The sequence below is a fragment of the Nocardia pseudobrasiliensis NBRC 108224 genome, from assembly GCF_001613105.1.
Classification (GTDB): domain Bacteria; phylum Actinomycetota; class Actinomycetes; order Mycobacteriales; family Mycobacteriaceae; genus Nocardia; species Nocardia pseudobrasiliensis.
Map to the genome: position 1 here is coordinate 50417 of NZ_BDBS01000052.1, position 25464 is coordinate 75880.

The following is a 25464-nucleotide window of genomic DNA, read 5'->3' on the forward strand; positions in this document are numbered from 1 at the left end:
CGATGCGTGTTTTGCTGACCGGCGCGGCCGGGTTCATCGGCTCGCATGTCCACCGCGCGCTGTGCGCCGCCGGTCACGATGTGGTAGCGGTGGATGCGCTGCTCACAAGCGTGCACGGGCCGAATGCGTCCGCGCCGGAAGATGTTTCGGTGATCGACGTCCGCGATCCGCGCGCCCTGGATCCGCTGCTGCGCGGGGTCGAGGTGGTCTGCCATCTCGCCGCGGCCGTTCCGCCGGGCGCGGTCGTCGCGGAGACGGCCGCCGCGGCCGTGCCCGCGGTGCCGCCGGAACCCGAAGTGGACAGTGCGACAGTCGAATCGGAGCCGAAGGAGGCATCCGAGGACATTCCCGAACGCGGCACCGAACCCGCGACCAGACCGGCGCGCGGGCCCGAACCCGTTCGCGGACAACGCGATCGGCCCCCGGCCCGGCCCGGCGGACCGGATCTGCAGGCCGGGCCGACCTATGCGGCACACAACGATCTGGGCACGGCCGTCCTGCTGGCCGCCATGGAACGTGCCGGAGTGCGGCGGCTGGTACTGGGTTCGTCGGTGTCGGTCTACGGGGAGGGCCGCTATCGCGGCTCGCGCGGCGGGGTGTTCTTCCCGATCGCGCGGCGGCGGACCGATCTGGACCGCGGCATGTTCGACCACCGCGCACCGCGCACCGGGGAGATTCTGACCTGGGATCCGATACTCGAGGAGGCGCCGACCCGGCCCCGCACCGCCTATGCCGCGAGCAAGGCGGCGCAGGAGAACTACGCGCTGGCGTGGGGTCTGGGCACCGGTGCGGCGGTGACCGTCCTGCGCTATCACCACGTCTACGGCGATCCGATCGGTGAGCATCCCTCGTCCGCGGCGCATTCCGGCGTCGTGGCCAGATTCCGCGCCGAACTCGTGGCGGGCCGCGCGCCGTTCGTCTTCGAGGACGGCGGTCAGGTCCGCGATTTCGTGCACGTCCGCGATGCCGCCGCCGCGACGCTGGCCGCGGTGGAGCGCGCGCTACCGGGTTTCGTGCCGCTCAATATCGCCTCCGGTCATCCGATCACGCTGTGGCAGGCGGCCTCGCTGATGGCGCGCGCCCGCCGCGGTCCCGAACCCGTGGTGACCGGCAACTATCGGCTCACCGACGTCCGCCATATCGTCGCCCATCCCGAACGCGCCCGCGAGGCCCTCGGCTTCACCGCCCGCATCGCGCCCGCGCAGGGTCTGGCCGACTACGCCACCGCCCCCTAATCCGCGCGCAATTCCATTCGGACGAGGACGAATTGGGGTGGTCCGGCATCGGGTGGGCCGTAGGGCAGCGGAGATACCTCGGCGTCGACGGTCAGCCAGCCGCCGTCGCGGGCGCTCAGCCGCAGGCCCGCGAGGGTGTGCGAGCGCGCGCCGGCCAGGATCGCGGTGTGGGCGGCCCGGATTCGCGGGCGGTCGTCGGGATGGGGGATGGTCCGCTCATCCGTGCCGCCCGACCAGCGCAGGCGTGGGATCGGCGCGCTGATCCAGCGGATCAGCCTGCCCTGGGCGGTGTCGACCACCGCCAGATACAGTCCCGGATTCGCGTTGACCAGCGCGTCCACCGTGGTGGCCTCGAACGATTTACCCTGCGGCGCAACGGTTTCGGTGATGTCGAGGACCAGTCCGTGCCAGCACTGCGGATCGGCGGTGAGATTGCGCGTGGCCAGCATTCCCGTGCGCAGGCCGGTCGGCGTGCGCACGCAGAGAATGCCGAGCCAGCGCGTGCCGGGTTCGGCGCGATTGATCGCCACGGCCAGATCCAGTGCGCCGTCGAAACGCTCGATATCGGTGAATATCTCGGCCCCGTTCCACACCGATCGTTCCGGCTCGAAGGTCGTCCCCCATCCCGCGGTGGGCATTTCCAAACGCCGGGACCGGCCGTCGAGGACGAAGGGCGCCACCCCGGGCCGCGGCGGCGGATCGTCGGCGTCACCGACCCAGAACTGCACGCCGTGGACGCGATCGCTCGGCCCGACAACGGGTATCGCGTAGGCCTGCCGCCCCGACCAGGCGTACCGGGACCGCGGCAATTCGCGCACCACCGGGACGCCGCGCTCGTGGGCCTCCGCGATAACCGGGAACAGCTGGGCGGGCACCGTGCGGGCCAGCGACTTCCACTGCCGCGGCGCGGTACCGACCCCCAGGACGGAGGCGAGTTCGAATCCGTCGAGCGTTTCGATCAGCAGCCAGTCATCGTCGATCACCCATCCGCCCCCTTCTCGAAAATCGCCGGCCCTCCCGTCGCAGCCAGCGAATATCGTGCACTATCCACCCCCGGGCCGGGCACGAGGGTAGTCCCCGCTCGCCGATCGCGCGCCGATTAGGCTCGCGCCATGGACAACCCGCTGCGCCTCGAGGTCATCGTCGCCAGCGTGCGGCCCCAGCGGTTCGCGCCGGTGGTCGCCGACTGGTTCCTGCGCGTCGCGCGCGCCGATCCACGCTTCGACGTCGGCGTCATCGATCTGGCGCTGACGCCGCTGCCGATCGATCTGTCCGCGACGCAGCAATCCCGCGATTATTGCGAACGTCTGTCCGCAGCGGACGCTTTCGTCGCGATCACCTCCGAGTACAACCACGGCTATCCGGCCTCGCTGAAGACCGCGCTGGACACCGCCAAGCACGAGTGGCGGGCCAAGCCGATCGGATTCGTCGGCTACGGCGGGCTGTCGGGGGGTTTGCGAGCCGTGGAGCAGCTGCGGCAGGTGGTCGCGGAGATCCATATGGTCTCGATCCGCGAGACCGTGAGCTTCCACGAGGCCAAGCGAAAATTCGACGCCGACGGGAATACCCACGACGGTGCGGCCATCGATGCGGCGCAGCGGTTGTTACGGCAATTGGCCTGGTGGGGTGAGCATTTGAGGGCCGCGCGAGCCTCCGACCCGTATCCCGGCTGAAAGCGTGCCGGGAAATAGGTGGGTGGCGGCCGGGATCGAGTGGGCGGCCGCCGGGGATTGAGTGGTTGGCGGCCGCAATGGGTCGGCGTCCGGGCAGTGGGTGGGCGGCGGCCCTACTGGTTGGCCATGGCTCGACGCCCGCGGGGCTGGCCGATATAGGTCGTCTCGCGGGGAATCGAGACCAGGTTCAGGTCGACCTGGGCGGTGCCGGTGCGCAGGATGACGTGGTTGCCGATCGCGCCGGGCTGCTGGATCGACAGATCCGGTCGGGTCGTGGGCCAGCTCATCGGGTCGCCGTAGACGTAGATCGTGGTGACGCCCGCGTGCGGCGGCGGGGCGAGGACCCCGTCCACCACGGCCGCGGTGAAATCGGCGTCGCTCTGGTGGGTTTCGACCGCCAGTGACAGTCGCTGCGGATTGCCGACCGTGGTGACCAGCTGATTCCACATGTGCGGGCGATCGGTGCGCACCAGCACCCGCTCGCCGACGGCCAACGCGCGGAAGACCAGCTGCTGGGCCAGATACAGCTCCCCGGCCACATAGACCGTCGAAATACCCTGTCCGACAACGCGGACGGCCACACCATTGCCCTGATCATCGGAGCCGATCAGCTGACCGCAGCCCGAGGACGGCAGTCGCAGCGCGTCGATCGCGTCGATCGGATATTCGGCCAGCGGCACCACATCGTCGGCCAGCGGCGAGGCGATCGGGAAGTGCGCGATCAACCCCTCGCGATGGCGTCCGGCCAGCGACACCATGTGCTTGCGCTTGGCCTTCTCCGGCAGTTCGCGCGCGGTCAGCCGCCACGCTGCCCCGATCCGTACCGAATCGGCGGAACTGCCGGGCCGAAGCCGCACCGCGACCGTGGTCCCGCGCGAGGGCGCGACCCAAAGCTGGGCCAGCAGTTCGGAATCCAGCTGCCGGGGATCGATCGCGGCACCGATGTTCACGCTGTTGCCCAGCTCCGCGTAGCGCCACTTCTGGCCGATACCACGCGGATCGGCGCCCGCGCTGATCTGCCGCAGCGCGGTGCGGATCTCGGGAGTGGTCAGCACGCGCGAGGCGCAGTCGGCATCCTCGAGCGCGCGCACGATGCGCTGAGTGGCGATGGTGACCGCGCGGCACGCGCCCTCGGTACCGCCGCCGCGGCGATCGGCCGCGTCCGGACAGGCCAGCAGATCGAAGCCGATCGCCAGCCACACCGTGCGATGCGCCGTCGCGGGCAGCGGGCCCAGCAGCGATTCGTAGATCGGTCCCGCGGGTGTGCCGGAGCGGCTGCGGTGGCCGTGGCTGATGATGTCGATGCCGCTGAGCAGGATGTCGTGCTGGGTGAGGCATTCGGCCAGTTCGGGCAGGGGCAGCAGATGCGAGGCGTGCACGGTGCTGCGGTCGATGCGGGTCAGGCCACCGCGCGGCGGCAATACCTCGACCACGGCGACCACCCGGCTGCCCTCCCAGTACAGGCCGAGTGAGCGTCCGTCCGGGCCGCGGAAGTCGATGGTGTCGCCGAGTTCGTATTCGTTGCGCGACCGATAGCGCCGGATCGTGGTGAACCAATCGGCGACGGTCCGCTTCCACAGCGGAATCAACAGCAGCAGACCGGCCACGACCGCGGCGGCCAGCGCGTACCACCACCGCACGTGCAGGGCCGCGACGATCAGGCCGACGATCAGCCCCAGCAGCTGTGCCGCCAGCAGATTCGCCAGCGAGATCCGTCCAAACAGCGGGCGGCTGTTGGTCCCGCCAGGTTCGGCCATCGTCGTCCCCCAGTACCCGGTATCGGCCTGTTATCGGTGGCCGAGCTGAACTTCGGTCCTGCTGAACTGTACTGTGTTCTGCGAACGCGAGCACTTGTCGGGGGAGGACACATGCCTTCAAAGCCCACCACTCGCTGGCAGATAAGCGGGTACCGCTTTCTGGTCCGGCGAATGGAGCATGCCCTGGTGCGGCGGGATGTGCGCATGCTGCACGACCCGATGCGTTCGCAATCGCGCGCCTACGCCGCGGGCATCGTGCTCGGTGTCGTCGCCCTGGCCGGTTGCGGTGTACTCGCGCTGCTGCGCCCTCAGGGTTCGATCGGTGAGAACAAGATCCTGGTCGGTAAGGATTCCGGCGCCGTCTACGCGGTGATCGACGGTGTCGTGCATCCTGCGCTGAATCTGGCCTCGGCGCGGCTCGCGGTCGACGATCCGGCGAAACCGGTGTCCATCAAGGAATCCGAGCTGTCGAAGAAGCCGCTGGGCGCGCTGATCGGCATTCCGGGCGCGCCCGCCTCGATGAACTTCGACACCGGCGGCAAGGGCCGGGTCTGGACCATCTGCGACGAGCTGCGCAACGACGGCAGCAACGCGGTCACCACGACCGTGGTCGCGGGCGATCTGACGCTGGGGGACAAGGCCTCCGGGGTCGGGCACGGCAAGGCGCTGCTGGTGCAGGGCCGCGATTCGGCCTATCTGATCTACGACAATCAGCGCGCGCGAGTGAACCTGTCGGATCCGGCGGTGCTGGACTCGCTGAAGATCCGCGGCGTCACCCCGCGCCCGATCAGCGAGGGTCTGCTCAACTCCATCCCCGAGGTGCTGGAGATCAAGCCGCCCAAGATCGACGATCCGGGCGGGTTCCCCTCCGGCTATTCGCTGGGCGCGCATCGCATCGGCGATGTCGTGCACGTGGCCACCAAGGACGAGTACTTCGTCCTGCTTCGCGATGGCATTCAGCAGATCTCGCCGATGACCGCGGATATCATCCGCTACTCCAACCCGTCGTCGAGCCGGGACCAGGAGGTCGGTCAGTACGAGACCTCGCAGGGCGGTCCGCCGCATATCAACGTGCTCCAGGTCGCGAACTATCCGGACAGCGCCCCGACCATCGTCGACGCCCGCGATCAGCCCGTGGACTGCCTGTCCTGGAAGCCGCTGTCGGGCGCCACCGACAAGACCGACGGCAGCAAGCGCGCCGAACTGACCCTGATCACCGGCCGCGCGCTGCCGATTCCCGATGGCGCGCAACCGGTCCGGCTAGCCCAGGCCGATGCGCCGGGGCATGTGGTGAGCGCGTTCTACAAGACTCCGGGCTCGGGTGTATTCGTGCAGACCACCGGCATCGAGCCCGACAGTCAGCGCAAGGACGCGATGTTCTTCATCTCCGACACCGGGGTCCGCTACGGCATCAAGAACCCCGCCGCGGCCAAGGCCCTGGGAATGGACGCCGAGAAGGCGAAACCGGAACCCGCGCCCTATCCGATCGTCGGCCTGCTGGCCTCGGGTCCGTCGCTGGGCCGCGAGGAGGCCATGGTCGCCCACGACGGTGTCGCACCCGACGCCAATCCGGCCAAGCAACTGGTGAAGCCCAAGGACAGTCAGCCCGCGCAGAACTGATCAGTCCGAGGCGAATCTGATTCCCTTGGCCTCCTTGCCGATCAGGGTCAGCAGCGAGACCGCGAGCAGTACCGGCACGATGGTGACCGCCAGCGCGAACGGGTAGCCGTGACTCTCGGCGAGGCGTTCCTGAATGGGCAGATTCAGCGAGGCGAGCAGATTGCCGAGCTGATAGGTGACCCCCGGATAGAAACCGCGGATGGCATCGGGCGACATCTCGGTCAGATGTGCCGGGATGACGCCCCACGCGCCCTGCACGACGATCTGCATGAGGAACGAACCGAGGCACAGCATCGCCGCGGCATGCGAATACGCGAACAGCGGCACGATCGGCAGACCGAGCAGCGCGCAGAAGATGATGGTGTAGCGGCGGCCGTAGCGCTGCGAGAGGGTGCCGAAGACCAGGCCGCCGATGATCGCGCCGATGTTGTACACCACCGCGATCCATTTGGCGGTCGCCGTCGACAGTCCCGCGCCGCCGTGCTCGGAGGACGAGAGGAAGGTCGGGTAGACGTCCTGGGTGCCGTGCGACATCCAGTTGAACGCCGTCATCAGCAGCACCAGATAGACGAACCGCCGCACCACAACGGGATTGGTGAGCACATCGCGCAACGAGGTCCGGGTGACCCGCATCCGCTCGCGGGATCTCTCCCACACCTCCGATTCCCCGACCCGGGTGCGAATGATCAGAATGATCAGCGCCGGAACGATCGACAGCGCGAACAACCAGCGCCACGACAGCCCGAGCCAGTTCATCACCAGCAGCGAGGCGAGCGAGGCCAGCAGGTAGCCGAACGAATAACCCTCCTGCAGCAGACCGGAGAAGAAGCCGCGCCGTTCGACCGGAATCTTCTCCATCGCCAGCGCCGCGCCCAGCCCCCACTCCCCGCCCATGCCGATGCCGTAGAGCAGGCGAAGAATCAGCAGCACAGTGAAATTCGGCGCGAACGCGCAGGCGAAGCCGATGACCGAATAGAACGCGACATCGGCCATCAACGGGATACGCCGTCCGACCCGATCGGCCCACAGCCCGAACAGCAGCGCGCCCACCGGTCGCATGATGAGTGTGGCCGTGGTGATGAACGCGACGTCGGCCTTGGCCATATCGAAGCTCTTGGCGATATCGGCGTAGACGAACACCACCACGAAGAAGTCGAAGGCGTCCATCGTCCAGCCGAGCTGTGCGGCGACGAAGGCATTGCGCTGGTCGGCGCTGAGCCGCTGTCGTGATGCTGTTGGCATAGCCCGCTCCCGCTCGAACCTCGACGTTACGAATTCTGCGCCGATCCTGACGGACGCGTGGCGTGTCGGTCGATGATTTCCGGTCGGGCCGCGAGTCGGGGTGGAACTTCGGTCAGTTGTCCTCGCGCACACCGAAGACGCGGCGGATGGGGAACGAGGCCAGATAGCCGAGCACCAGCAGGACGCCGATGACGCCGGTGCCGATCAGGGCGACATTGCGTGAGGTGTGATCCGGTGGCGGCGGGGTGACGGGCACGGGTAGCTGCATGGAGCGTCCGGTGATCGAACTCGGCTTCTTCTCCAGTACCGTTTTCGGATCGACGGAGTGGGTCAGCGCCGCGATGGGATCGATGACGCCGAAGCCCTCCCACGGATTCCAGCCCTCCGGCGGCCGGTGCGCGGTCGCCTCGATGCGCTTGACGACCTCGGCCGCGGGCAGTTCGGGGAAGCGGGCGCGCACGAGCGCCGCCACGCCGGAGACATAGGGTACGGCGAAGCTGGTGCCACGCAAGGGATTCGCGCCGTTGCGGCCGATCGTGGCATTGGCCAGACCGGTGCCGTTGGGATCGAGGGAGATGATCTGCTCACCCGGTGCGGAGACCCCGACCCAGGGGCCGGGCACGGTGAACTGGGACGGCTGACCGTTGAGGTCGACCGAGCCGACCGCCAACACGTACTTGTCGTACCAGGCCGGGGTGACCGCGACGGCGAGGCTGTTCCACGGATCGGCGGTCGGATTGACCGGATCCATCCCCGAATTGCCCTGGCACTGTTGGTTTCCGCCGCCACCGCCCGGATCGGCGTTACCGGCCGCGGCGACGATCACGGCATCCTTGACCTCGGCGGCGTACTGTACGGCCGCGCCGACGGAGGCGTCGTTCAGATTCGCCGGTCCGCAGGCGACCTCGCTGATATTGATGATCCGCGCGCCCATATCCGCCGCGTGCCGGATGGCCATGGCCAGCGTCGTCGTCTTGCCCACGCCGCCACCGTTTTTGGGATCGTTCGGATCGACCTGGGTGTTCTTGTACCGGTAGAGCTCGGAGGTCTGGCGGATCGAGACGATCCGCGCGTCCGGCGCGACACCCGCGAAACCGTCGCGGTCCGACGGTTGTGCGGCGATCAGGCCCGCGACGATGGTGCCGTGCACATCGCAGTCCTCGGTGCCGTCACTGGTACCCACGTAGTCGCCGCCGCCGGACAGATCGCGCAGCCGCGGATGCCGGGCCACGCCGGTGTCGATGACCGCGACCGTCTGGCCCGCGCCCCGACTGAACTGCCAGGCGTCGGTGATGCCCAGGAACTGTTGTGCCGGAGGATGTCCCGGTGAGTTGACCGACTGCGTTCCGGTGCAGGGGTTGTTGGTGGGTTCGGTCGGCTCCGGCGGCGAGGGATTGCCGTCGGCGGGCAGCGCGCCCGGATTGATCGGCGGCGGACCGCCCGCGACCGCGGCCGGTGCGCCGATCACCGCGGACAGTGCGGTCACGGCCGTCGCCAGCGCTACCGCGGTGCCGCGGCGAACGAAGCTTCGCGTCGTCATGATCGCGCTCAGAGCGAACGAACGAGCGTGTACAACTCGGCCACCCAGAACACCAGCGGCACAACGGCGGCCACGAAGGCGTACTCGAGCAGTTCCACCGCCCGCCGCATCGGTGGCGTGGCCTGCTGATTGGGCACGATGATGCCGAAGATCAAGCCGGCCACCAGCATCACCATCGCCGCGCCGAATACGGCCAGCGGCTGGTCCAGGGTGAAGGCCGCGCCGATCAGCATGAGCAGCACGATGGCCGTGCCGCCCGCGATCAGGACCACGGCCTGTTCGGCGCCCGCGTAGGTGCGGCTGCGGAACATCAGCACGACCGCGGCCACCAGCGCCAGGGCGATGCCGGGCCAGTACGGGCTCGAGGCCCGGGGATCGACCGCGGCCAGTGCGCCGGCCACGGTCACGATCGCGGTCGCGGCGACCAGGCCGGCCAGATACATCCGGGCCCGTTCGGATTTCGCGCGCAGCACATCCATCGTGGGCAGCGCGCGATGGTCGTCGGGATCGTCCTCGGTCGGATCGATCGGGGTGCCGGGCGAGGGCACCGGCGGCAGCGGCAGCTTCGCCAGCAGCATCGACACCCGCGGCGCGAGCGACAGTGCGCCGAGCGCCAGCGCCGCGGCGACCGCGCCGATCGCCTTGTTCGGCTGATCGGTCAGCAGGCCGACGAGACTGGCCGGAATGGCGAAGATCGCGAGCGTGGTCGCCCCGATGAACAGCGCCAGGCCCACCCCGCTGACCCGCCACGCCAAAACCGCGGTCGCGCCGACGAGTACCGAACCGAGCAGGAAGTTCGCCCAGCCGTAGTGATCGGGCACGATCAGCATGCCCGCGGTGAACGCGGTCGGCAGCGCGCAGCCGCCGAGCACCAGCGCGGTGGAGCGATCGCCGTACATGCGGCTGAGCACGGTGCCCGCGATGACGAGCAGGATCGTGATGACCGCGGCCACCGACCCGGGAATCCAGCCCGGGAGAGCGTCCGGTGCGGCCAGCAGTCCGGTGCAGCCGACGAGCATGGTCAGTACGGCGATGACGGATCCGGTGATCCGGGCGATCCGCGGCGACCAGGACCGGAAATGGTCGGCGTCGGCGATCGCGACGTTGTACATGATGTCGTCGAACAACGGTGTGGGCGCGACATGATCGGCGCTTTCCAACATGAGCAACTCACCGTCGCGCACGCCGTGTTCGCCGAGACTCAGTGAATTCGAAAAGGGCGGTTGACCGATCCGCGCCAGCACCCATTCGGCCGGTTCGAATTGTTCGCCTGTATTGTCGAATTCGTTGGTGCGGCTGTGTTGGGCGACCATATCGACGACGCTCGGAATGACAAGCGCCACCGGCACATCCACCGGTATGGCCATATCGACCTGAGTGTGTTTGGCGAGAATGGTGACCCGCGCGAGGTCCGGCGCCCGGACGATTCCGCGGCTCGCATCTTCCTCGATGTGGTCCAGTCGCGCGTGCGTCACGCTTCCCCCAACCTCGTCTCTACCTCGTGTTTCCGCATGCGCACCGGTTTGCGGTCGCGCGGTTCATCCGTGCAGAATGCTGCCCGAACTGTACGACATGTCGGCAGCGCCCTCTACACTGAGGCCGCAGTACAGTCGCCGAAGGGGGATCTTGCGTCGATGAGCACCGTCAGGTTCCAGCGTCGCCAACGCCGGGAGGTTCCGCGCTCACCGGGCGGTGAAGTGACGCTGCAGCCGCCGCCGGAAATTCCCCGGGCCGTACCGGGGAGTCTGTTCGGCAAACTCATGCCCGTCGTGATGGTCGTCGGCATGGTCGGCATGATGGCGCTGATGTTCACCCGCGGTGGAGGTATCGCCTCCAACCCGATGAGCATGATGTTCCCGATGATGATGATCTTCTCGATGGTCGGCATGTTCGCGGGCCAGGGCGGGAAGGGTCAGAAAGCGGCCGAGGCCAACGAGGATCGCAAGGACTATCTGCGCTATCTCGACCAGGTCCGCAAGGATGTCGACGAGACCGCCGCGCAGCAGCGCGCCGCCGTCGAATGGAGCCACCCCGAACCGGGTCTGATCTGGATGCTCGCCGGTACCAGCCGGATGTGGGAGCGCCGCCCCGGCGACAAGGATTTCTGTCACGCCCGCATCGGACTCGGTGGTCAGCGGCTCGCGACCAGGCTGGTCGCGCCGGAGACCGGTCCGGTCGAGGAGCTCGAGCCGATCGCAGCGGTCTCGCTGCGCCGATTCGTGCGCACCCATTCCACCGTGCCGAATCTGCCGACAGCCATCGCGGTGAAGGGTTTCGCGACCATCCAGCTCAACGGCGACCGCGTCCAGGCGCGCGATATGACGCGCGCGATGCTGTTGCAGCTGTGCATGTTCCAGGCCCCGGACCAGGTGCTGGTCGCGGTGGTGTGCGGTGCGGAGACCTCCCGCGAATGGGAATGGACCAAATGGCTGCCGCACAATCAGCATCCCGAGGCGCAGGACGGCGTCGGCACCCAGCGCATGGTGTTCGGCTCGATCCGCGCACTGATCGACGGGCTGAATCCGCTGCTGCACAACCGGGTTCGCTATTCCCGTAATCAGCCCGCCAATCAGAATCTGGTGCACATCATCATCGTCGTCGACGGTGGTCTGCTCGAGGCCGAAGAGGATCATCTGCGGGAGTCGGGCTACGAGGGCGTCACCATTATCGACCTGTGCAATTACGCTCCGCGCCTGGCGGTTTCGCGCGGTATCCAGATGGTGGTGGAGAACGGTGAATGCGTCGGCCGCGGCGCGACCGGGAATATGGAGCGTTTCGCGCTGATCGACCGGATCAGCGAGCGGCAGGCCGAGCAGGTGGCGCGGCGACTCGCGCCGTTCCGGGTGGCCGCGCAGCGCGGCGGTGAGACCGTGGCCGAGGAGGCCGAGGTCATCTCGTCGTGGGCGCAGTTGATGTCGCTGGGCGATATCGGCGTCTTCAATCCGGAGAACGGCTGGAAGCCGCGCTACGGCCGCGATCGTCTGCGGGTGGCGTTCGGCGTCGGCGCCGACGGGTTGCCGGTCTCGCTGGATATCAAGGAGGCCGCCGAGAACGGTATGGGCCCGCACGGCCTGTGTATCGGCGCCACCGGTTCCGGTAAGTCGGAATTCCTTCGCACCTTGGTGCTTTCGCTGCTGGCGACGCATTCGCCGGATCAGCTGAACCTGGTGCTCGTCGACTTCAAGGGTGGCGCGACCTTCCTCGGTCTGGAGGGTGTGCCGCATGTCGCCGCGGTCATCACCAACCTCGAGGAGGAGGCCGATCTCGTCGACCGTATGGGCGACGCCCTGCGCGGTGAGATGAACCGCCGCCAGGAGGTGCTGCGCCAGTCCGGCAACTTCAAGAACGTCTCCGAATACGAGGAGGCCCGCGCCTCCGGCGCCGATCTCGATCCGCTGCCCGCGCTGTTCGTGGTGCTCGACGAGTTCTCCGAACTGCTGCAGAACCATCCCGACTTCGCCGATCTGTTCGTGCAGATCGGCCGCCTCGGCCGATCGCTGCACGTACATCTGCTGCTGGCCTCGCAGCGGTTGGAGGAGGGCAGGCTCAAGGGCCTGGAGTCGCATCTGTCCTATCGGATCGGCCTGAAGACCTTCTCCGCCAACGAGTCCCGCCAGGTGCTCGGTGTGCCCGATGCGTACAACCTGCCGAACAGTCCCGGTGGCGGTTATCTGAAGACCGACGCGGGCGAGATCGTCCGATTCCAAGCCTCGTATGTGTCCGGTCCGTACGTCGGCGGCGGTTCGCAGCGCGAGGTGACCCAGGCCGGGATCGTCGGCGGCGAAATCGATATCAACGCCCGGGAATTCAGCGCGAATCAGGTCCGCTTCCGTAACAGCGACCGGATTCCGATGCAGCAGCAGGTGACGGTCACCGAGACCGCCGAGGAGGGCGAGAAGGTCTCGAACCTGAACATGCTGGTCTCGCGGATCCGGGGCCACGGCCGTCCGGCACATGCGATCTGGCTGCCGCCACTGGATCAGCCCGACACCCTGGATCGGCTCGTGCAGCGTTCGGTTCTCACCGGCGAACAATCCCCGGTGGCCACCCTGTCCGCCCCGATCGGCATCGTCGACCTGCCGTTCGAGCAGCGGCGCGACAGCCTCTACGTCGACCTGTCCGGCGCGCGCGGCAATGTCGCGGTGGTCGGCGGCCCGCAGTCCGGTAAGTCGACCGCGCTGCGCACGCTGATCATGTCGATGGCGCTGACCCACACCGCCGAGCAGGTGCAGTTCTACTGCCTCGATTTCGGTGGCGGCACCCTCGGCAGCCTCGAGGGGCTGCCACATGTCGGTTCGGTGGCCGGGCGTCTGGACCGTGACAAGGTGAGCCGGACGGTGTCGGAGATCACGACCGTGCTGCGTCAGCGCGAGGTCCGGTTCCGGCAGCTGGGCATCGAGTCGATGATGGAGTTCCGGCGGCTGCGGGCCAGCGATCCGTCCAGCAGTCCGGCCGCGGCCGGCGTGCACGAGGATCCCTTCGGCGACGTCTTCCTGGTGATCGACGGGTACAGCAGTATTCGGCAGGATTTCGACGTCCTCGAGCAGACCATCATGAACCTCGCCGTCCAGGGCCTTTCCTATGGCGTGCACGTGGTGGTGACGTTGTCGCGCTGGGCCGATGCCCGGCCCGCCCTCAAGGATCAGATCGGCACCCGCATCGAGCTGCGCCTGGGCGATCCGATGGACTCCGACCTGGGCCGCAAGAATGCCGCGCTGGTGCCGACCGGCCGGCCGGGCCGCGGTATGACCCCCGAGTGCAAGCACATGCTGACCGCACTGCCTCGGGTCGACGGCAATTCCGATCCGTCGACGCTGAGCCTGGGCGTGGCCGCCGCGGTCGAGGCGATCGCGCGCGCGACGCCGGGCCGTCCCGCGCCCGCGGTGCGTATGCTGCCCGAGCGGTTCACCCGCGATCAGCTGCTGCAACATCTCGGCGGCTGGCCGGCCGGACTCAATCCGCAGGTCCGCAACCTGCAGATCCCGATGGCCCTGAACGAGGCCGAGCTCGCGCCGGTCTTCCTCAATCTGGTCGAGCATCCGCACTTCCTGGCGTTCGGCGACACCGAGAGCGGTAAGACCAACCTGCTGCGCGGCATCATCCGGGGCATCGTCGAATCGAACACCCCGGAGAACGCCAAGCTCATCATCGGCGATTATCGGCGCACGCTGCTCGGTGTCGTCGAGGGCAGACATGTCGCCGGATACGCGCCGTCGTCGCAGATGCTCGAGGCGATGATGGCGGAACTGGTGAACATCCTGCGCCAGCGCATGCCCGGTCCGGACGTCACTCAGCAGCAATTGCGCGATCGCTCCTGGTGGTCGGGTCCCGAGATCTACGTCATCGTCGACGACTACGACCTGGTCGTCACCTCCCAGGGCAATCCGCTGGCCGTGCTCACCGAATTCCTGGCTCAGGCCAAGGACATCGGTTTCCATCTGATCATCGCGCGCCGCTCCGGCGGAGCCTCGCGCGCGCTGTACGAACCGCTGATTTCGCGCATGAAGGATGTCAACGCGGCCGGTCTCATCATGAGCGGCAACCGCGACGAGGGCCCGCTGCTCGGCAATGTCCGCCCGAGCGAAATGCCGCCCGGCCGTGGCGTGATGGTCACGCGCGCCGGGAACAATCTCATTCAAGTCGCATGGACACCGGCGCCATGACCGCCCTGGCGGTTTCCCGGCGGAGATGGCACGCTCTAGACCAGGTCGAACGTCTGTCAAATGAGAGGGGGAAGTGACAGTACATCCGAACCGCATGCATTCAGTTCATGCGACCCCGTCGTCGCTCGGGGGTTGTGATCCAGGTGCGACGGTGGGAACCGCAGACGCCTTTGTTGCGTCCAAGGTTTTAGAAGAACTCGACCAAACGCCTCACTGCACGCAGCGGTGAGCGATCCGAAGGAGCCCACCAGATGCCGTTCCATGCAGAGGCGGCGGAGCTGCAGAGCTTCGTCAATGAGATGAACGAGAAGCACGAGGCGATCGCGAAGATGATCTCGACATCGTCGTCGCACGCCCATTCGCTGCAGGGCCCTGCTTTCGAGGGTGCTGCCGGAAAGGCCTTCCAGGCCACGTTCGATCACTTCCTCACCGCGGCCAACAAGATGAACGACGCTCTGCTGCGTAACGCGGACAACCTGAAGTCTGCCGGTGCGAAGTACTCGGAGCTCGAGCAGGACAACCTGGGCCAGCTGCAGTCCGTCGCCAACAATGTCGACGGCGCCGCTCCCGTTCTGAAGATGACCTAATCGAGTCCGACCAACTAAACTTCCGAAGGAATTCAAATGTCTGATTTCGGTACCATTTCCTACGACTTCGGCGCGATCGCCGACGCCGGTTCGGGCCTCAAGAGCGAGGCGATGAACATCGTCTCCGCGCTGGAGGACATGGAGAAGAAGTTCCAGACCTTCATCAGCACGCACTGGACCGGCGGCCAGGGTAACGAGGCCTTCGCCCAGGTGCAGGGCAACTGGCGTCAGCAGTCGGACGAGCTCATGATGACGCTCGCCCAGCTCGGCACCAAGACTGTCAGCGCCGGTGAGGGCATGCAGGGCGCCGACGTCCTCGCCGCCAAGATGCTGATGGGCTGAGCCATACCGCAGCAGATCGGCCGCATCCCGTCTCGGGATGCGGCCGATGGCTTTTCATCACTTGATCTGCGTATGGAGTATCGGAAGTAGTTTGTCGAGCATGGCCTTCTCCGAGTCCGCGGACCAGCTCCGGAAGGCGCTCACGGTCGCGGGATCGTCGAGAACGATCGCCTTCGCTCGGGTACTGGTCAGAACGGTCGGCAGTCCCACATAGCCACCGCCACCCGCGCCCGCGTCGCTGCGCACGACGAGCGTATAACCGGTCGTCAGCTTGCCCGGAAGCTGGTATTTGTCGTCCTTGGATATTTCCTTCGGCGAGGGCTCATTGTTGTTCTGCGCGAATGCCGAATTGTAGTTGAATCCCAGGCTCTGTAAGAATTTCGCCTGTTCCGAGGGGTTCAGATAAACCTTGATCTGATTGTCGTAGGAGTCGGCGCCGGTCAGGTCGATCGCGGTGATCGTCGCGCCGGCGAAGGCCGGATTGTCGTGGCGCGCTTGTTCGATCGGCGACAGGGGAGCCGTCGTCGCGCCCGATGACGCCGCGTTCGATGTGGAATTCGAGTCACGTCCCTGCACGGCCCAGTAGGCGCCACCGGCAATGAGAACCAGTACGACCGCGGCGGCTCCGAGTACGGCCGCCCGGCGGTTCTTCTTCGGAGGTGCGGCCGTCAGTGATTCGATATTCGGTCCGGTCGTGTGGACCGAATGCGGTCCGCCCGCCGACGGCGCCGAGGGAACCGCATAGCGTGGCCAGGTCGGCTCCGCGCTCGGCGCCGGCGCCCGACCGTGCACCAGCGCCTGGGCCGCCGCGTCGGTGAGTTCACGGCAGGTGTTGTAGCGCTGGGCCGGATTCTTGGCCAGTGCCCGCTGGAAAACCTGATCAATGGCCGGGGGCAGCGCCCGGTTCACGGCGGTGGCCTGCGGCGGCGGCTGATGCAGATGTCCCATCATCACCATCGCCGGTTGCGTTGCCGGATAAGGGTTCTGGCCGGTCAGCAGTTTGTAGAACGAGCACGCCAGGCTGTAGATATCGGCACGGTGATCGAGGCGCTCACCGGAGAGCTGTTCCGGCGCGGCATAGGCGATGGTGGCGACGAAACTGCCGGTCTGGGTGAGTTCGGTGGCGTCCTCGGAGGATTTGGCGACGCCGAAGTCGGTGAGCAGGACGCGCTCCTCCTCTTCGCCTTCGGAGAGAAGGAAATTCGCGGGCTTCACGTCGCGGTGCAGCAGACCCTTGCGATGGGCGTAGTCGAGACCCTTACCGACCTCGGTGATGATCCGCAGCGCCCGCAGTGGCGTCATCGTCGTGCGGTCCCGCTGGGTCACGGCGGAGGCATCGGTGCCGCGGACGTACTGCATCGCGATCCACAGCTGACCGTTCTCCTCGCCGCGGTTGTACACCGAGACGATATTCGGATGGTCCAGCCCGGCAGCGAGATTCGCCTCGCGCTCGAAGCGGGCGCGGAACTCACCGTCCTGGCTCAGATGCGGGCTCAGTACCTTCAGCGCGTCCATTCGCGGCAGGCTCGGGTGCTTGGCCAGGTAGACCGTGCCCATCCCGCCCGCGCCGAGCACGCTCTGGATGAGGTAGCCACCGATGACGGTGCCGGGACTCATCGCCATTCTGAGGGTCTCCTGTTCTCACCAGCTGTTCGCGAGCATGGCATATTGGGCGGCCGCGCGTTGCTGCGCATCCGTCAGCTGGGCACTGGTGACCACGCCGATGTATCGCCCGTAGTGCACCACGCAGCGGAATCTTTGGTCGCTGGCCGTCGAATCCGTACTGGCGGCCGTCGTCTTCTCGTTGCAGAAGGCGTCCGGGACGTTCGGCGGCGGATCGACCGGCTGCGTCACCTTGCCGCGCGACTTGTCGGCGAAGGACTTGGCGCCTGCGGAATCGCGAGCGCGCATCAGGAAGGTGGCGCGCTCCATGGTCGAAACGAGGTCGATACCACTGGCTTCGAAATCGCTTTTCTGGCTTTTCGCACCGGCGTTACTGAAATTGAGGTAGGCGTGACTGCTGACCACCATCGAGATCGGAATCTGCGGTCCGTACAGGGTTTTCGGGGTGAAGGTCCGCCGCAGCATGCCGTCCGGATCGTAGGGCAGTCTGAGGATTTCGCGTTTGGAGAGCGGCTTCAGTGCGTCCAGAAGCGGTAATTGCACATCGTAGACGCGCTCGGCGAGTGCGGTGAGATCGGTGAGTTCGGGGTTGGGAGTGCGCACGAAAATATCGAGCACATAGGAGCCGCGTGCTATGCGGGAACCGAGAGTCCTGATGCCGGGGCGCCAATGTGCGAGTGCGGTCGGGTATTTCGCGAGCTGTACGGGCTGGTTCTGATCCCTGGCGATATTGAAATCCGCCTCTTCCAGACCTTTTGCCGCCGCTTCCGCGGTGGTGCTGTCGGGAAACTGAAGGGCGAGTATGCTGACGTATTTGTCGCCCTTCTGAACAGTATCGACATCCGGATGGTCGGCGCTCGCACCCTGGAAGCCGTACAGCATTCCGTATTGGTTCATCACCGGCTCGAAGCTGGCCCTGACGACACTCGTCGTGAAATCTCCGGGCTTGTCCATGCCGCCCGCGCTGCCGTAATCCAGTTTGGGATCGATGTCGATGCCGTTGGCGACGCTGTCGGCGAGTCGCATGATTGCGAGCTGCTGCCCGTATTCCATCGTGGGCTGATATTTGAACCGCACATCGTTCGGTTCCATGGAATATTTTCCGGCGTCGAGCTTTCGGACATCGAGTTCGCCCGCCGCGGGTGTGCCGGATACGGTTCCACAACCCGTTGCCAGGAATGCGACGACGGCCGCCACTGCGGCGAATGTGATTCTGCGCGGAGATTTCATGTCGGCGACCTATTTGCTGTTGACGAGGATGGCGTACTGGGCCGAGATTCGCTGCTGCGCATCCACGAGCTGCTGGGATCCCGACTCGGCGACGAATCGGTCATAGTGCAGGTAGCAGCTGAACCGCATATATGGCTCCGGACCCCGGTATTCGAAACATTTGGCCACCGGCAGACCCTTGGGGGAATCGGTCGTATGGGTCATCCGCTCCGGTGTGGCGATATGCTCGAACATCTTTCGAGCGGACTCCGCGTCCCGAGTTCTGAACAGCCGGGTGCCGTCGAAGGCCACCCGATCGACTCCGTAGTCGGAGTACATCTTCGCGACAGCTTCGATATCTTCCATGAAGGTCAGCGCACCGTGGGCGTCGTAGACGCCGGGAACGTTCTCGAAGGAATCGCCGTCGGGCCTCTTCACCGCGCGGCCGCGCATATTGTCGATGTCCACCGGTATGGTCATCAATTTGTCCGGCGGGGAAGGTTTGTAGCTTTCGAGTTTGGTGGCGGTGGTATCGATCGCTTTTTGTACGAGTGTGCTGAGGAACGGGAGATCCGATGCTCCGGTGACGACGTTCTCGCGGTGCGAAGCGATGGTGATCAGGACATATCGGCCACTGGGCGTCCAGGACACGAGGGTCTGCTGCGATGGTTGCCAGCGTCCCACCGAATTCGGATGGTTGTCCAGCGGTACCGGATCCACCGGCCCGTCGCCGTAGAATTCCGACTGCGACAGGGCGGCCGCGGCGTCGCGGGCGGAGTTCTCATCGGTAAAGAGTAGAACGGTATTCACCAGGCGGTAGGAAAGATTGTAGATCTTGTCGGACTGTCCCGAGGAAGTGAAACCACTGATGTAGTTCTTGGCCGCCTCCGCGAACGTTTCCTCGTGCAGCCAATGAAATATCGGGCTCAGGTGAGAGTTCTTCGTGTCGAGAAAGGCATGAGGCTCTTCGACTCCGAATTTCAGACCGGGGTCGATTTCATTGGGTAGCGGCATCGCATTGCCCAATCGTTCCGCCTCGAGGAAGCGGGCGAGGTCCTGGCTGTTCGGCACACCGAGATCCCGCGGTTTCGTGGCGTATTTACCCACGTCCAGCTGGCTCAGATCGATCGACGGATCACTCGTGGCCTTGCTGTCGGTATCCGACCCGCAGGCGGCCGAGATGCTCACCGCCGCCGCCAGCAACAGTCGTATCGATAGCCCCCGCCCGCGGTGGCGCCTGGTTTCGCTCGCCGGCTGCACGCCCGCCCCCTTCTCGTGTCGGTCTCGCGGCATACTACTTCAGGCACTCCCGGCATTCCGGCACGAGATCATGGGGGCCTGCCGCACCGACCGGCGGAAATGGGCTTTCAGGTGGGCTTATTCGGGGAAGTAGGACGGATCCGGTCGGCAGGTGCGGTCGGTGGCTGGGAAGATGCCGTCGGCCAGATAGGCGTTCACGATGTCGTTGAGGCAGGGGCTGAGGCCCGCTCGGAAGGTTCCGTGGATTCGCGTGTCGGCCAGGGTGATCAGCCGGGAGGCGGGCAGGTCTCGGTGCATGGCCAGACCCTCGGCGTAGGCGGTGCGGGTGTCGCCGGTGGCCTGCAGGATGAGGGCGGGGGTGGGGTTGCCGATTTCGGTGATCGGTTCGACCGGATCCGGCCAGAACGCGCAGGCCGTGATGTTGTTGGCGAAGGCGCCGAAGACCGGCTGGGTGGGGCGGGCGCGTTCGATATTGGCGTAGTACCAGGCGGGGTCGCGTGGGGCGGATCGATCCCCGCACATGATGGCGGCCATGGCCGAGGCCTCGACGGGGACCGCGGAGCTGATCTTGGACTTCAGCCGTTCCATGTCGAGGGGCAGACCGGACACGCCGTCGGCGACCATACGCACGACCTCGGCGAGATCGGCATCGAGTTTCGGATTCAGCAGCAGCGCCAGCAGCATCATGGGAACGGTGTGCTCGTCGACGAGGTAGCCGCTGCCGACGATGGGGTGGCCCGCGGCGCGACGCACGACGTCCTCGACGAAGGCGCGCACCTGGGCGGGCGTGTCACCGAAGTGGTACTCGGCGTCGTGGCGCGCGGCCCAGATCGCCCAGTCGTCCAGGCCCGCCTCATTGGCCGGTCCCATGTCCTGGAACATGCCCAGCCAGTAGCGATCCGGATCGACGGCGCTGTCGAGCACGATGCGGTCGCTGTGTTCGGGGAACAGCTGGGTGTAGACCGAGCCGAGATAGGTGCCGTAGGAAGCGCCGTAGTAGTTGATCTTGGACTCGCCGAAAACCGAACGGATGACATCCATATCGCGCGCGGTGTTGCGGGTCGTGATGTATCGAACCTTCTCCGGATCGGACGCCAGGCACGAGCCCGCGAACGCCGCGGCCAAGGTGGTGTCGCGGGCGTAGCCGAACAGATCGAAGCCCGCCGAGAACAACATGGTCGGCAGCGGCAGTACGCAATTGACCCGATCCGACCGGCCGATGCCGCGCGGATCCATTCCGATCAGGTCGTATTCCGCCTGCACATCAGCGGAGAGAGTCTTGCGGACATTGACCATCATCTGCAGCCCCGGTCCGCCCGGCCCACCGGGATTGGACAGCAGAATGCCCCGCCGCCGACTCGGATCACTCGCCGGAATCCGAGATATCGCAACGGTCAGCGTGCGCCCATCGGGCCGCGCGTAATCCAACGGCACCACAACCCCCGCGCACTGCGCCCCCGCCCCATCGAGAACCGGATCCCCACAGGCCTTCCACTCCAATTCCTGACGCGCATACCAAGGTTCGTCCGCGGCGGCGACCGCGGGCATCCCACCGCCGATCCCCGCCGCAACCACAACGCCAACCACGAACCGACGCACCCGCCCGACCGCCATCAACGAACCCTCCTGTCCGCGCCCCGGCGAAAAGCGTACCGGGAAAAGAAAATGTGGCGGACGCACCGGGGCGGAGGTGGCGGACGTACCGGGAGAGATGTGGCGGACGCGCCGGGGCGGAGGTGGCGGACGTACCGGGAGAGATGTGGCGGACGTACCGGGGCGGAGGTGGCGGACGTACCGGGAGAGATGTGGCGGACGTACCGGGGCGGAGGTGGCGGACGTACCGGGAGAGATGCGGCGGACGCACCGGGGCGGAGGTGTGGCAGACGTAGGGGACGGATGTGTGGCGGACGTACCCGTGCGGCGGATGCGCTGAGAACAGCGGCGCGGTGGATGCGCGCGGGCGGGTTGTTCTGGGCGCGTTGGGAACTGGTTGTGGGCGGGCTTACCGGAACAGGATGGCTGATGTGTTGGGGGCCGTATTTCCCGTTACGGGTGGTATTGCCAGATGAGGTCGCCGCCTCGGCGGGTGTGGGAGCGGTGGATGAGGGCTCGGAGGCGGCGAGCGCCGCCGAGGGTGGTGAGGTGGGTGCGGTATTCGGCGAGGGCTCGGAGTTGGATTTCCTCGTGGGGTGGGGATGTGGGGAGGGCGGTCATGGTCCAGTGGGCGGGGTGGATTTGCAGGCCGAGGGCGGCGGCGGGGTCGGGACCACCGACCAGGAGGGACATGGCGGCCATTCGGCAGCAGGGGCCCGGGCCCGCCCAGCCGGGGGAGTCGCGAAATTCGAAGGGGCGCAGGCGGGATACCGGATGGCTGCGTCGGCACCGTTCGGACAGGGCCGCGAAGTCCTCGTAGAACAACAGCCCCGGCGCGGGCGCGAGGCCCAGGGCCGCGACGGCGACCAGCACATGGTCGATCTGCCGCCCGATTCCCAAGGGGGCCAGCACGATCGCGTCCGAGGCGAGCGTCTCCTCGAGCGTTCCGCGCACCGCGGCGACCTCCGGACATGCGGCGATATCGACGGGCGTATGGAACGAACCCAGCGGTCCGATCGGCGGCGGTTCCCGGAAGATCCGCTCGAACAGCCCCAACCGCTGCGTTTGCGCACCCAGCACCTTCAGCGCGCGATCGTCCTCCGCTCGGCGAACGACGTAGTCGGCGAACGCCTCTCGACGTCCGGAATGCCGGGCATCGTCACGCGCGCCGGTGAAGACGGTGAGCACCTCCACCGGCTGACCGGACTGGACACGGGCGGCGATCAACGCGCCGACGGCGAGGACGGCGTCGTCGAAATGCGGTGACACGACGACCAGGCGGTCGGCGGCCCCGATTGTGTCCGCCACCTCCGACGGACCGGCCATAGGCAACTCCTCCTCACCGCGCGAGAGCTGCCTTCATCCCCGCCGTGAGCCTCCTCACCGTACCGATGTGTCCGATTCCGCTCAATGGATTCGGCCACGGGTATCGTCGATCGGTGAGATACGTTCCCCGTCTGGTGCTGTTCCTCGCGATTCCGGCCCTGCTCTGGGCGGTGCCGTGGTGGCTGCTGGTCTACACCGCGACCGGCGGACCGCTGCTGTGGATCGGCTCGTCGGTCTTCCTGCTCGGATATCTCTGCCTGCCCGCGACCATGATCCTCGGACACGGGCGGCGACAGTCCGACGCGGCCGCCGTGGTGGGCGACACCCTGCTCGGAGTCGGGTGGGTGCTGTTCACCTGGTCCGTCTTCGGCGCGATCGCCCGGGCCGCGCTGATTCTGGCGGGCGTCGACGATCCGATCCGCTCACGGGTCGTCGCCATCGCGGTACTCGCCATTTCCGCGGCGCTGATCGGCTGGGGAACGGTGGAGGCCCGGCGGGTGCCGCGGATCCGGAATGTGACCGTGCCGATCGCGGGGCTCGGCGCGGGCTTCGACGGGCTGCGTCTGCTGGTGATCACCGATACCCACTACGGTCCGCTGAATCGGCTGCGCTGGTCGGAGCGAATGGTCGAGGCGGTGAACGCGCAGGCCGCCGATATCGTCTGTCACGCGGGCGATCTGGCCGACGGTCCGGTGGAACGCCGCCGCGCCCAGGTCGATCCGCTCGGCAAGATCGACGCCGAACTGGGCCGGTACTACATCACCGGCAATCACGAGTACTACGGCGACGCGCCCGGCTGGATCGAGTACATGACCGGACTCGGCTGGCAGCCGCTGCGCAACGAACATCGCGTACTCGAACGCGGCGGCGACCGCCTGGTGATCGCGGGCATCGACGATCCGACCGGCGCCACCCTGGCCGGTCACGGTCCCGATCTGACCGCCGCGCTGTCGGGAGCCGAGCCGAAGCTGCCGGTCGTACTGCTGGCCCATCAGCCCGTGCAGGTCGCCGATGCGGTGAAAGCCGGTGTCGCCCTACAGATCTCGGGACACACCCACGGTGGGCAGATCTGGCCGTTCCACTATCTGGTCCGACTCGAACAGCCCGTCGTGGCGGGTCTGTCCCGACACGGCGAGGCCACCCGCCTCTACACCAGTCGCGGTACCGGCTTCTGGGGTCCGCCGCTGCGCGTCTTCGCGCCGAGCGAGATCACCGTGCTGACGCTGCGACCGCAGGTCTGATTACGGGACAAGCGTCAGCACGCGGACGAATTCGTCGCATGTGGGGGCCAGTGCGGCCGCGGCCTCGGTGGTCGATTGGCAGCCGATGCTGACCTGGGTGGTGTCGGCGAGGATGACCCGCCAGCGCACAGTCGTTCCGTCGCTGGGGAATTCGTCGTAGGTCAGGGTGCGATGACCGTCGAGAGCCGGGGCGGGGCGCAGCGGGCCGAAGGTTCCGGCCGGGCGCTGCCGGATCTGGGTCTCCAGCGCCGCGGCCACATCGTCGAGCGTGGTGCCGGGGGCGACGGACTTCTGGATGATCGTGATGCGCTGGCGGGCAGCATTGTTCGGGGTCAGATCGGTGCGGTTGCCGGAGTCGCCGATGATGCGCCAGCCGGGTGGGATGTGGATGCGGACGTGACCGATCGTGGTGGCATCGTCGGGCGGCGGTGAGATCGGCGCTCCCGAAGCCGGACCGGTCGGCGCGATAGTGGACCCGCCCGGTGCCGGAGTTGTCGGCGCGGCAGTGGGCGTTCCCGATTCCGGACCCCTCGGCCCGGCGCTGGGCCCGCCCGATGCCGAACCCGTCAGCGCGGCACCGGGTGATGCCGACCCCGCCGATCCCGAACGCGTGGGCGAGGATTCGTGGCGCAGCACCGCGACGGTCACGCCCGCGGCGACGAGCACTGCCAGGGCCGCGCCGATGAGGGCGAACGGCCGACGCGAGCGCCGCGGCCGCAGGCTCTCGGCGCGTTCGCGTACCGAGCCGACCCATTCCGTCGTCGGCGCGGCCGACAGCGGCGGGGGAGTGGATGCGGTCGCCCGCACGCCGTGGATCAGTTCACCGCCCGTGATCGCCCGGACGTCCACCGGAAATCCGCACTGCCGGGCGATAGCCGACCGCAGTCCGTCCAGCGTGTGTGTATCCGAAATGCCCAGGGCTACAAGATAACTCGGTGACTGCCCGCCCAGCAGGCGGGCCACCACCGCGGCGATCTCGTCGGGCTGCCGCCCCTCGCCCAGATCGGCCGCACCGATGGTCGGCTCGTATTCGCACGCCTCGACCCAGCTCTGCTGCCCGGACCGACCGACCAGCGTTACCGTCGTCGTCAGCGGCGCCAGTTCCAGGACCGCGATGCGTTGCTGCTGACCGGTGGTCGCGCCCAACGCGGCCGCGCGCAGTGCGAGTGGTTCGACCATGACCTCCGCGGCCACGCGCCGCCCCGCGGTCTCGACCGCCTGCCGCCGCCGCGTACCCCATTCGGACGGCGTGAGGACGGTCAGCCGCTGGCACGGGCCGGGTAGGCGCAGATTCGTCAGCGCCGCACCGAAGATCGTGGTCAGCGCGTCGGTCGTGGTCGGCGGATTCGGACCGAAAGCGATTCGATCGGCCGAGGCCAGCCGCATAACCGATACGGCCGGATACTGCGCGCGCAGCGGTTCGCCGACGACGAATCCGGCGCGGTCGCTGGTCGGCACGATCGAGGGCGGGCCGTCCCAGTGGGTTGCCTCGCTGCGCGCCCACAACCGGGTCTCGGTCAGGGCCACTTCGACTGTCGACACCAGCGCGATGC

General features: G+C 67.1%; 18 protein-coding genes. 7 read left to right on the forward strand and 11 right to left on the reverse strand.

Annotated features, from left to right (window positions below):
* Positions 1 to 2 precede the first annotated feature (2 nt).
* Positions 3 to 1235, forward strand: a complete 1233-nt coding sequence (locus NP4_RS42945; RefSeq protein WP_068006500.1) for an NAD-dependent epimerase/dehydratase family protein — start codon at positions 3 to 5, stop codon at positions 1233 to 1235.
* On the opposite strand, the gene NP4_RS33485 is transcribed toward NP4_RS42945, so the two are convergent.
* Entirely contained in the window at positions 1232 to 2218 is a 987-nt protein-coding gene (locus tag NP4_RS33485; protein WP_068006504.1) for a GAF domain-containing protein, read from the reverse strand. The two genes, NP4_RS42945 and NP4_RS33485, sit on opposite strands and share 4 nt — an antisense overlap.
* 129 nt (positions 2219 to 2347) lie before the next feature.
* On the opposite strand from NP4_RS33485, the gene NP4_RS33490 reads away from it, so the two are divergent.
* A complete protein-coding gene (locus NP4_RS33490) occupies positions 2348 to 2908 on the forward strand; it encodes an NADPH-dependent FMN reductase (protein ID WP_068006505.1) in 561 nt (186 codons plus the stop codon).
* Between the two features lie 113 nt (positions 2909 to 3021).
* On the opposite strand, the gene eccE is transcribed toward NP4_RS33490, so the two are convergent.
* Positions 3022 to 4665: a type VII secretion protein EccE gene (gene eccE, locus NP4_RS33495; RefSeq protein ID WP_068006506.1), complete on the reverse strand. Its 1644-nt coding sequence runs from the start codon at positions 4663 to 4665 to the stop codon at positions 3022 to 3024.
* A gap of 171 nt (positions 4666 to 4836) precedes the next feature.
* Between eccE and eccB the strand changes: the two genes are divergently transcribed.
* Positions 4837 to 6285, forward strand: a complete 1449-nt coding sequence (gene eccB, locus NP4_RS33500; protein ID WP_068006507.1) for a type VII secretion protein EccB — start codon at positions 4837 to 4839, stop codon at positions 6283 to 6285.
* Here eccB and NP4_RS33505 read toward each other — a convergent pair whose 3' ends face one another.
* The 3 genes from NP4_RS33505 to eccD form a co-directional block, all read right to left on the reverse strand.
* The gene (locus NP4_RS33505) at positions 6286 to 7527 is read right to left on the reverse strand and encodes an MFS transporter (RefSeq protein WP_068006508.1); all 1242 of its coding nucleotides are present in this window, start codon (positions 7525 to 7527) and stop codon (positions 6286 to 6288) included.
* 112 nt (positions 7528 to 7639) lie between these two features.
* On the reverse strand, positions 7640 to 9067 hold the full coding sequence (mycP, locus tag NP4_RS33510) for a type VII secretion-associated serine protease mycosin (protein ID WP_068006509.1): 1428 nt from the start codon (positions 9065 to 9067) through the stop codon (positions 7640 to 7642).
* 8 nt (positions 9068 to 9075) lie between these two features.
* Positions 9076 to 10542, reverse strand: a complete 1467-nt coding sequence (eccD, locus tag NP4_RS33515; protein WP_068006511.1) for a type VII secretion integral membrane protein EccD — start codon at positions 10540 to 10542, stop codon at positions 9076 to 9078.
* A gap of 159 nt (positions 10543 to 10701) precedes the next feature.
* On the opposite strand from eccD, the gene eccCa reads away from it, so the two are divergent.
* The 3 genes from eccCa to NP4_RS33530 all read left to right on the forward strand — a co-directional run bounded on the left by eccCa (position 10702) and on the right by NP4_RS33530 (position 15659).
* Positions 10702 to 14730, forward strand: a complete 4029-nt coding sequence (gene eccCa, locus NP4_RS33520) for a type VII secretion protein EccCa (RefSeq protein ID WP_068006513.1) — start codon at positions 10702 to 10704, stop codon at positions 14728 to 14730.
* 251 nt (positions 14731 to 14981) lie between these two features.
* Positions 14982 to 15317, forward strand: coding sequence for a WXG100 family type VII secretion target (locus NP4_RS33525; protein ID WP_068006514.1), 336 nt, complete (start codon positions 14982 to 14984; stop codon positions 15315 to 15317).
* Between the two features lie 36 nt (positions 15318 to 15353).
* Entirely contained in the window at positions 15354 to 15659 is a 306-nt protein-coding gene (locus NP4_RS33530; RefSeq protein WP_062509521.1) for a WXG100 family type VII secretion target, read from the forward strand.
* Between the two features lie 57 nt (positions 15660 to 15716).
* Here the strand turns inward: NP4_RS33530 and NP4_RS33535 are convergent, their stop codons facing one another.
* The 5 genes from NP4_RS33535 to NP4_RS33555 all read right to left on the reverse strand — a co-directional run bounded on the left by NP4_RS33535 (position 15717) and on the right by NP4_RS33555 (position 22670).
* The gene (locus tag NP4_RS33535) at positions 15717 to 17282 is read right to left on the reverse strand and encodes a serine/threonine-protein kinase (RefSeq protein ID WP_068006516.1); all 1566 of its coding nucleotides are present in this window, start codon (positions 17280 to 17282) and stop codon (positions 15717 to 15719) included.
* A gap of 18 nt (positions 17283 to 17300) precedes the next feature.
* Positions 17301 to 18479 carry a DUF7373 family lipoprotein gene (locus NP4_RS33540; protein ID WP_068006517.1) on the reverse strand — a complete coding sequence of 393 codons (1179 nt, stop codon included), beginning with the start codon at positions 18477 to 18479 and terminating at the stop codon, positions 17301 to 17303.
* A 42-nt stretch (positions 18480 to 18521) separates the two neighbouring features.
* Complete coding sequence (locus tag NP4_RS33545; protein ID WP_147288016.1) at positions 18522 to 19679, reverse strand: DUF7373 family lipoprotein; 1158 nt, start codon at positions 19677 to 19679, stop codon at positions 18522 to 18524.
* Between the two features lie 189 nt (positions 19680 to 19868).
* Entirely contained in the window at positions 19869 to 21365 is a 1497-nt protein-coding gene (locus tag NP4_RS33550; protein WP_068006521.1) for an alpha/beta fold hydrolase, read from the reverse strand.
* Between the two features lie 432 nt (positions 21366 to 21797).
* Positions 21798 to 22670: a PIG-L deacetylase family protein gene (locus tag NP4_RS33555; RefSeq protein WP_068006523.1), complete on the reverse strand. Its 873-nt coding sequence runs from the start codon at positions 22668 to 22670 to the stop codon at positions 21798 to 21800.
* 113 nt (positions 22671 to 22783) lie between these two features.
* Here NP4_RS33555 and NP4_RS33560 point away from each other — a divergent pair, with 113 nt between their 5' ends.
* Positions 22784 to 23911 (forward strand): metallophosphoesterase, encoded by a 1128-nt coding sequence (locus tag NP4_RS33560; protein WP_068006548.1) that lies wholly within the window; start codon positions 22784 to 22786, stop codon positions 23909 to 23911.
* Here NP4_RS33560 and NP4_RS33565 read toward each other — a convergent pair whose 3' ends face one another.
* Positions 23912 to 25453 (reverse strand): type VII secretion-associated protein, encoded by a 1542-nt coding sequence (locus NP4_RS33565; RefSeq protein WP_147288015.1) that lies wholly within the window; start codon positions 25451 to 25453, stop codon positions 23912 to 23914. It abuts the gene before it with no gap.
* Positions 25454 to 25464: the final 11 nt, after the last annotated feature.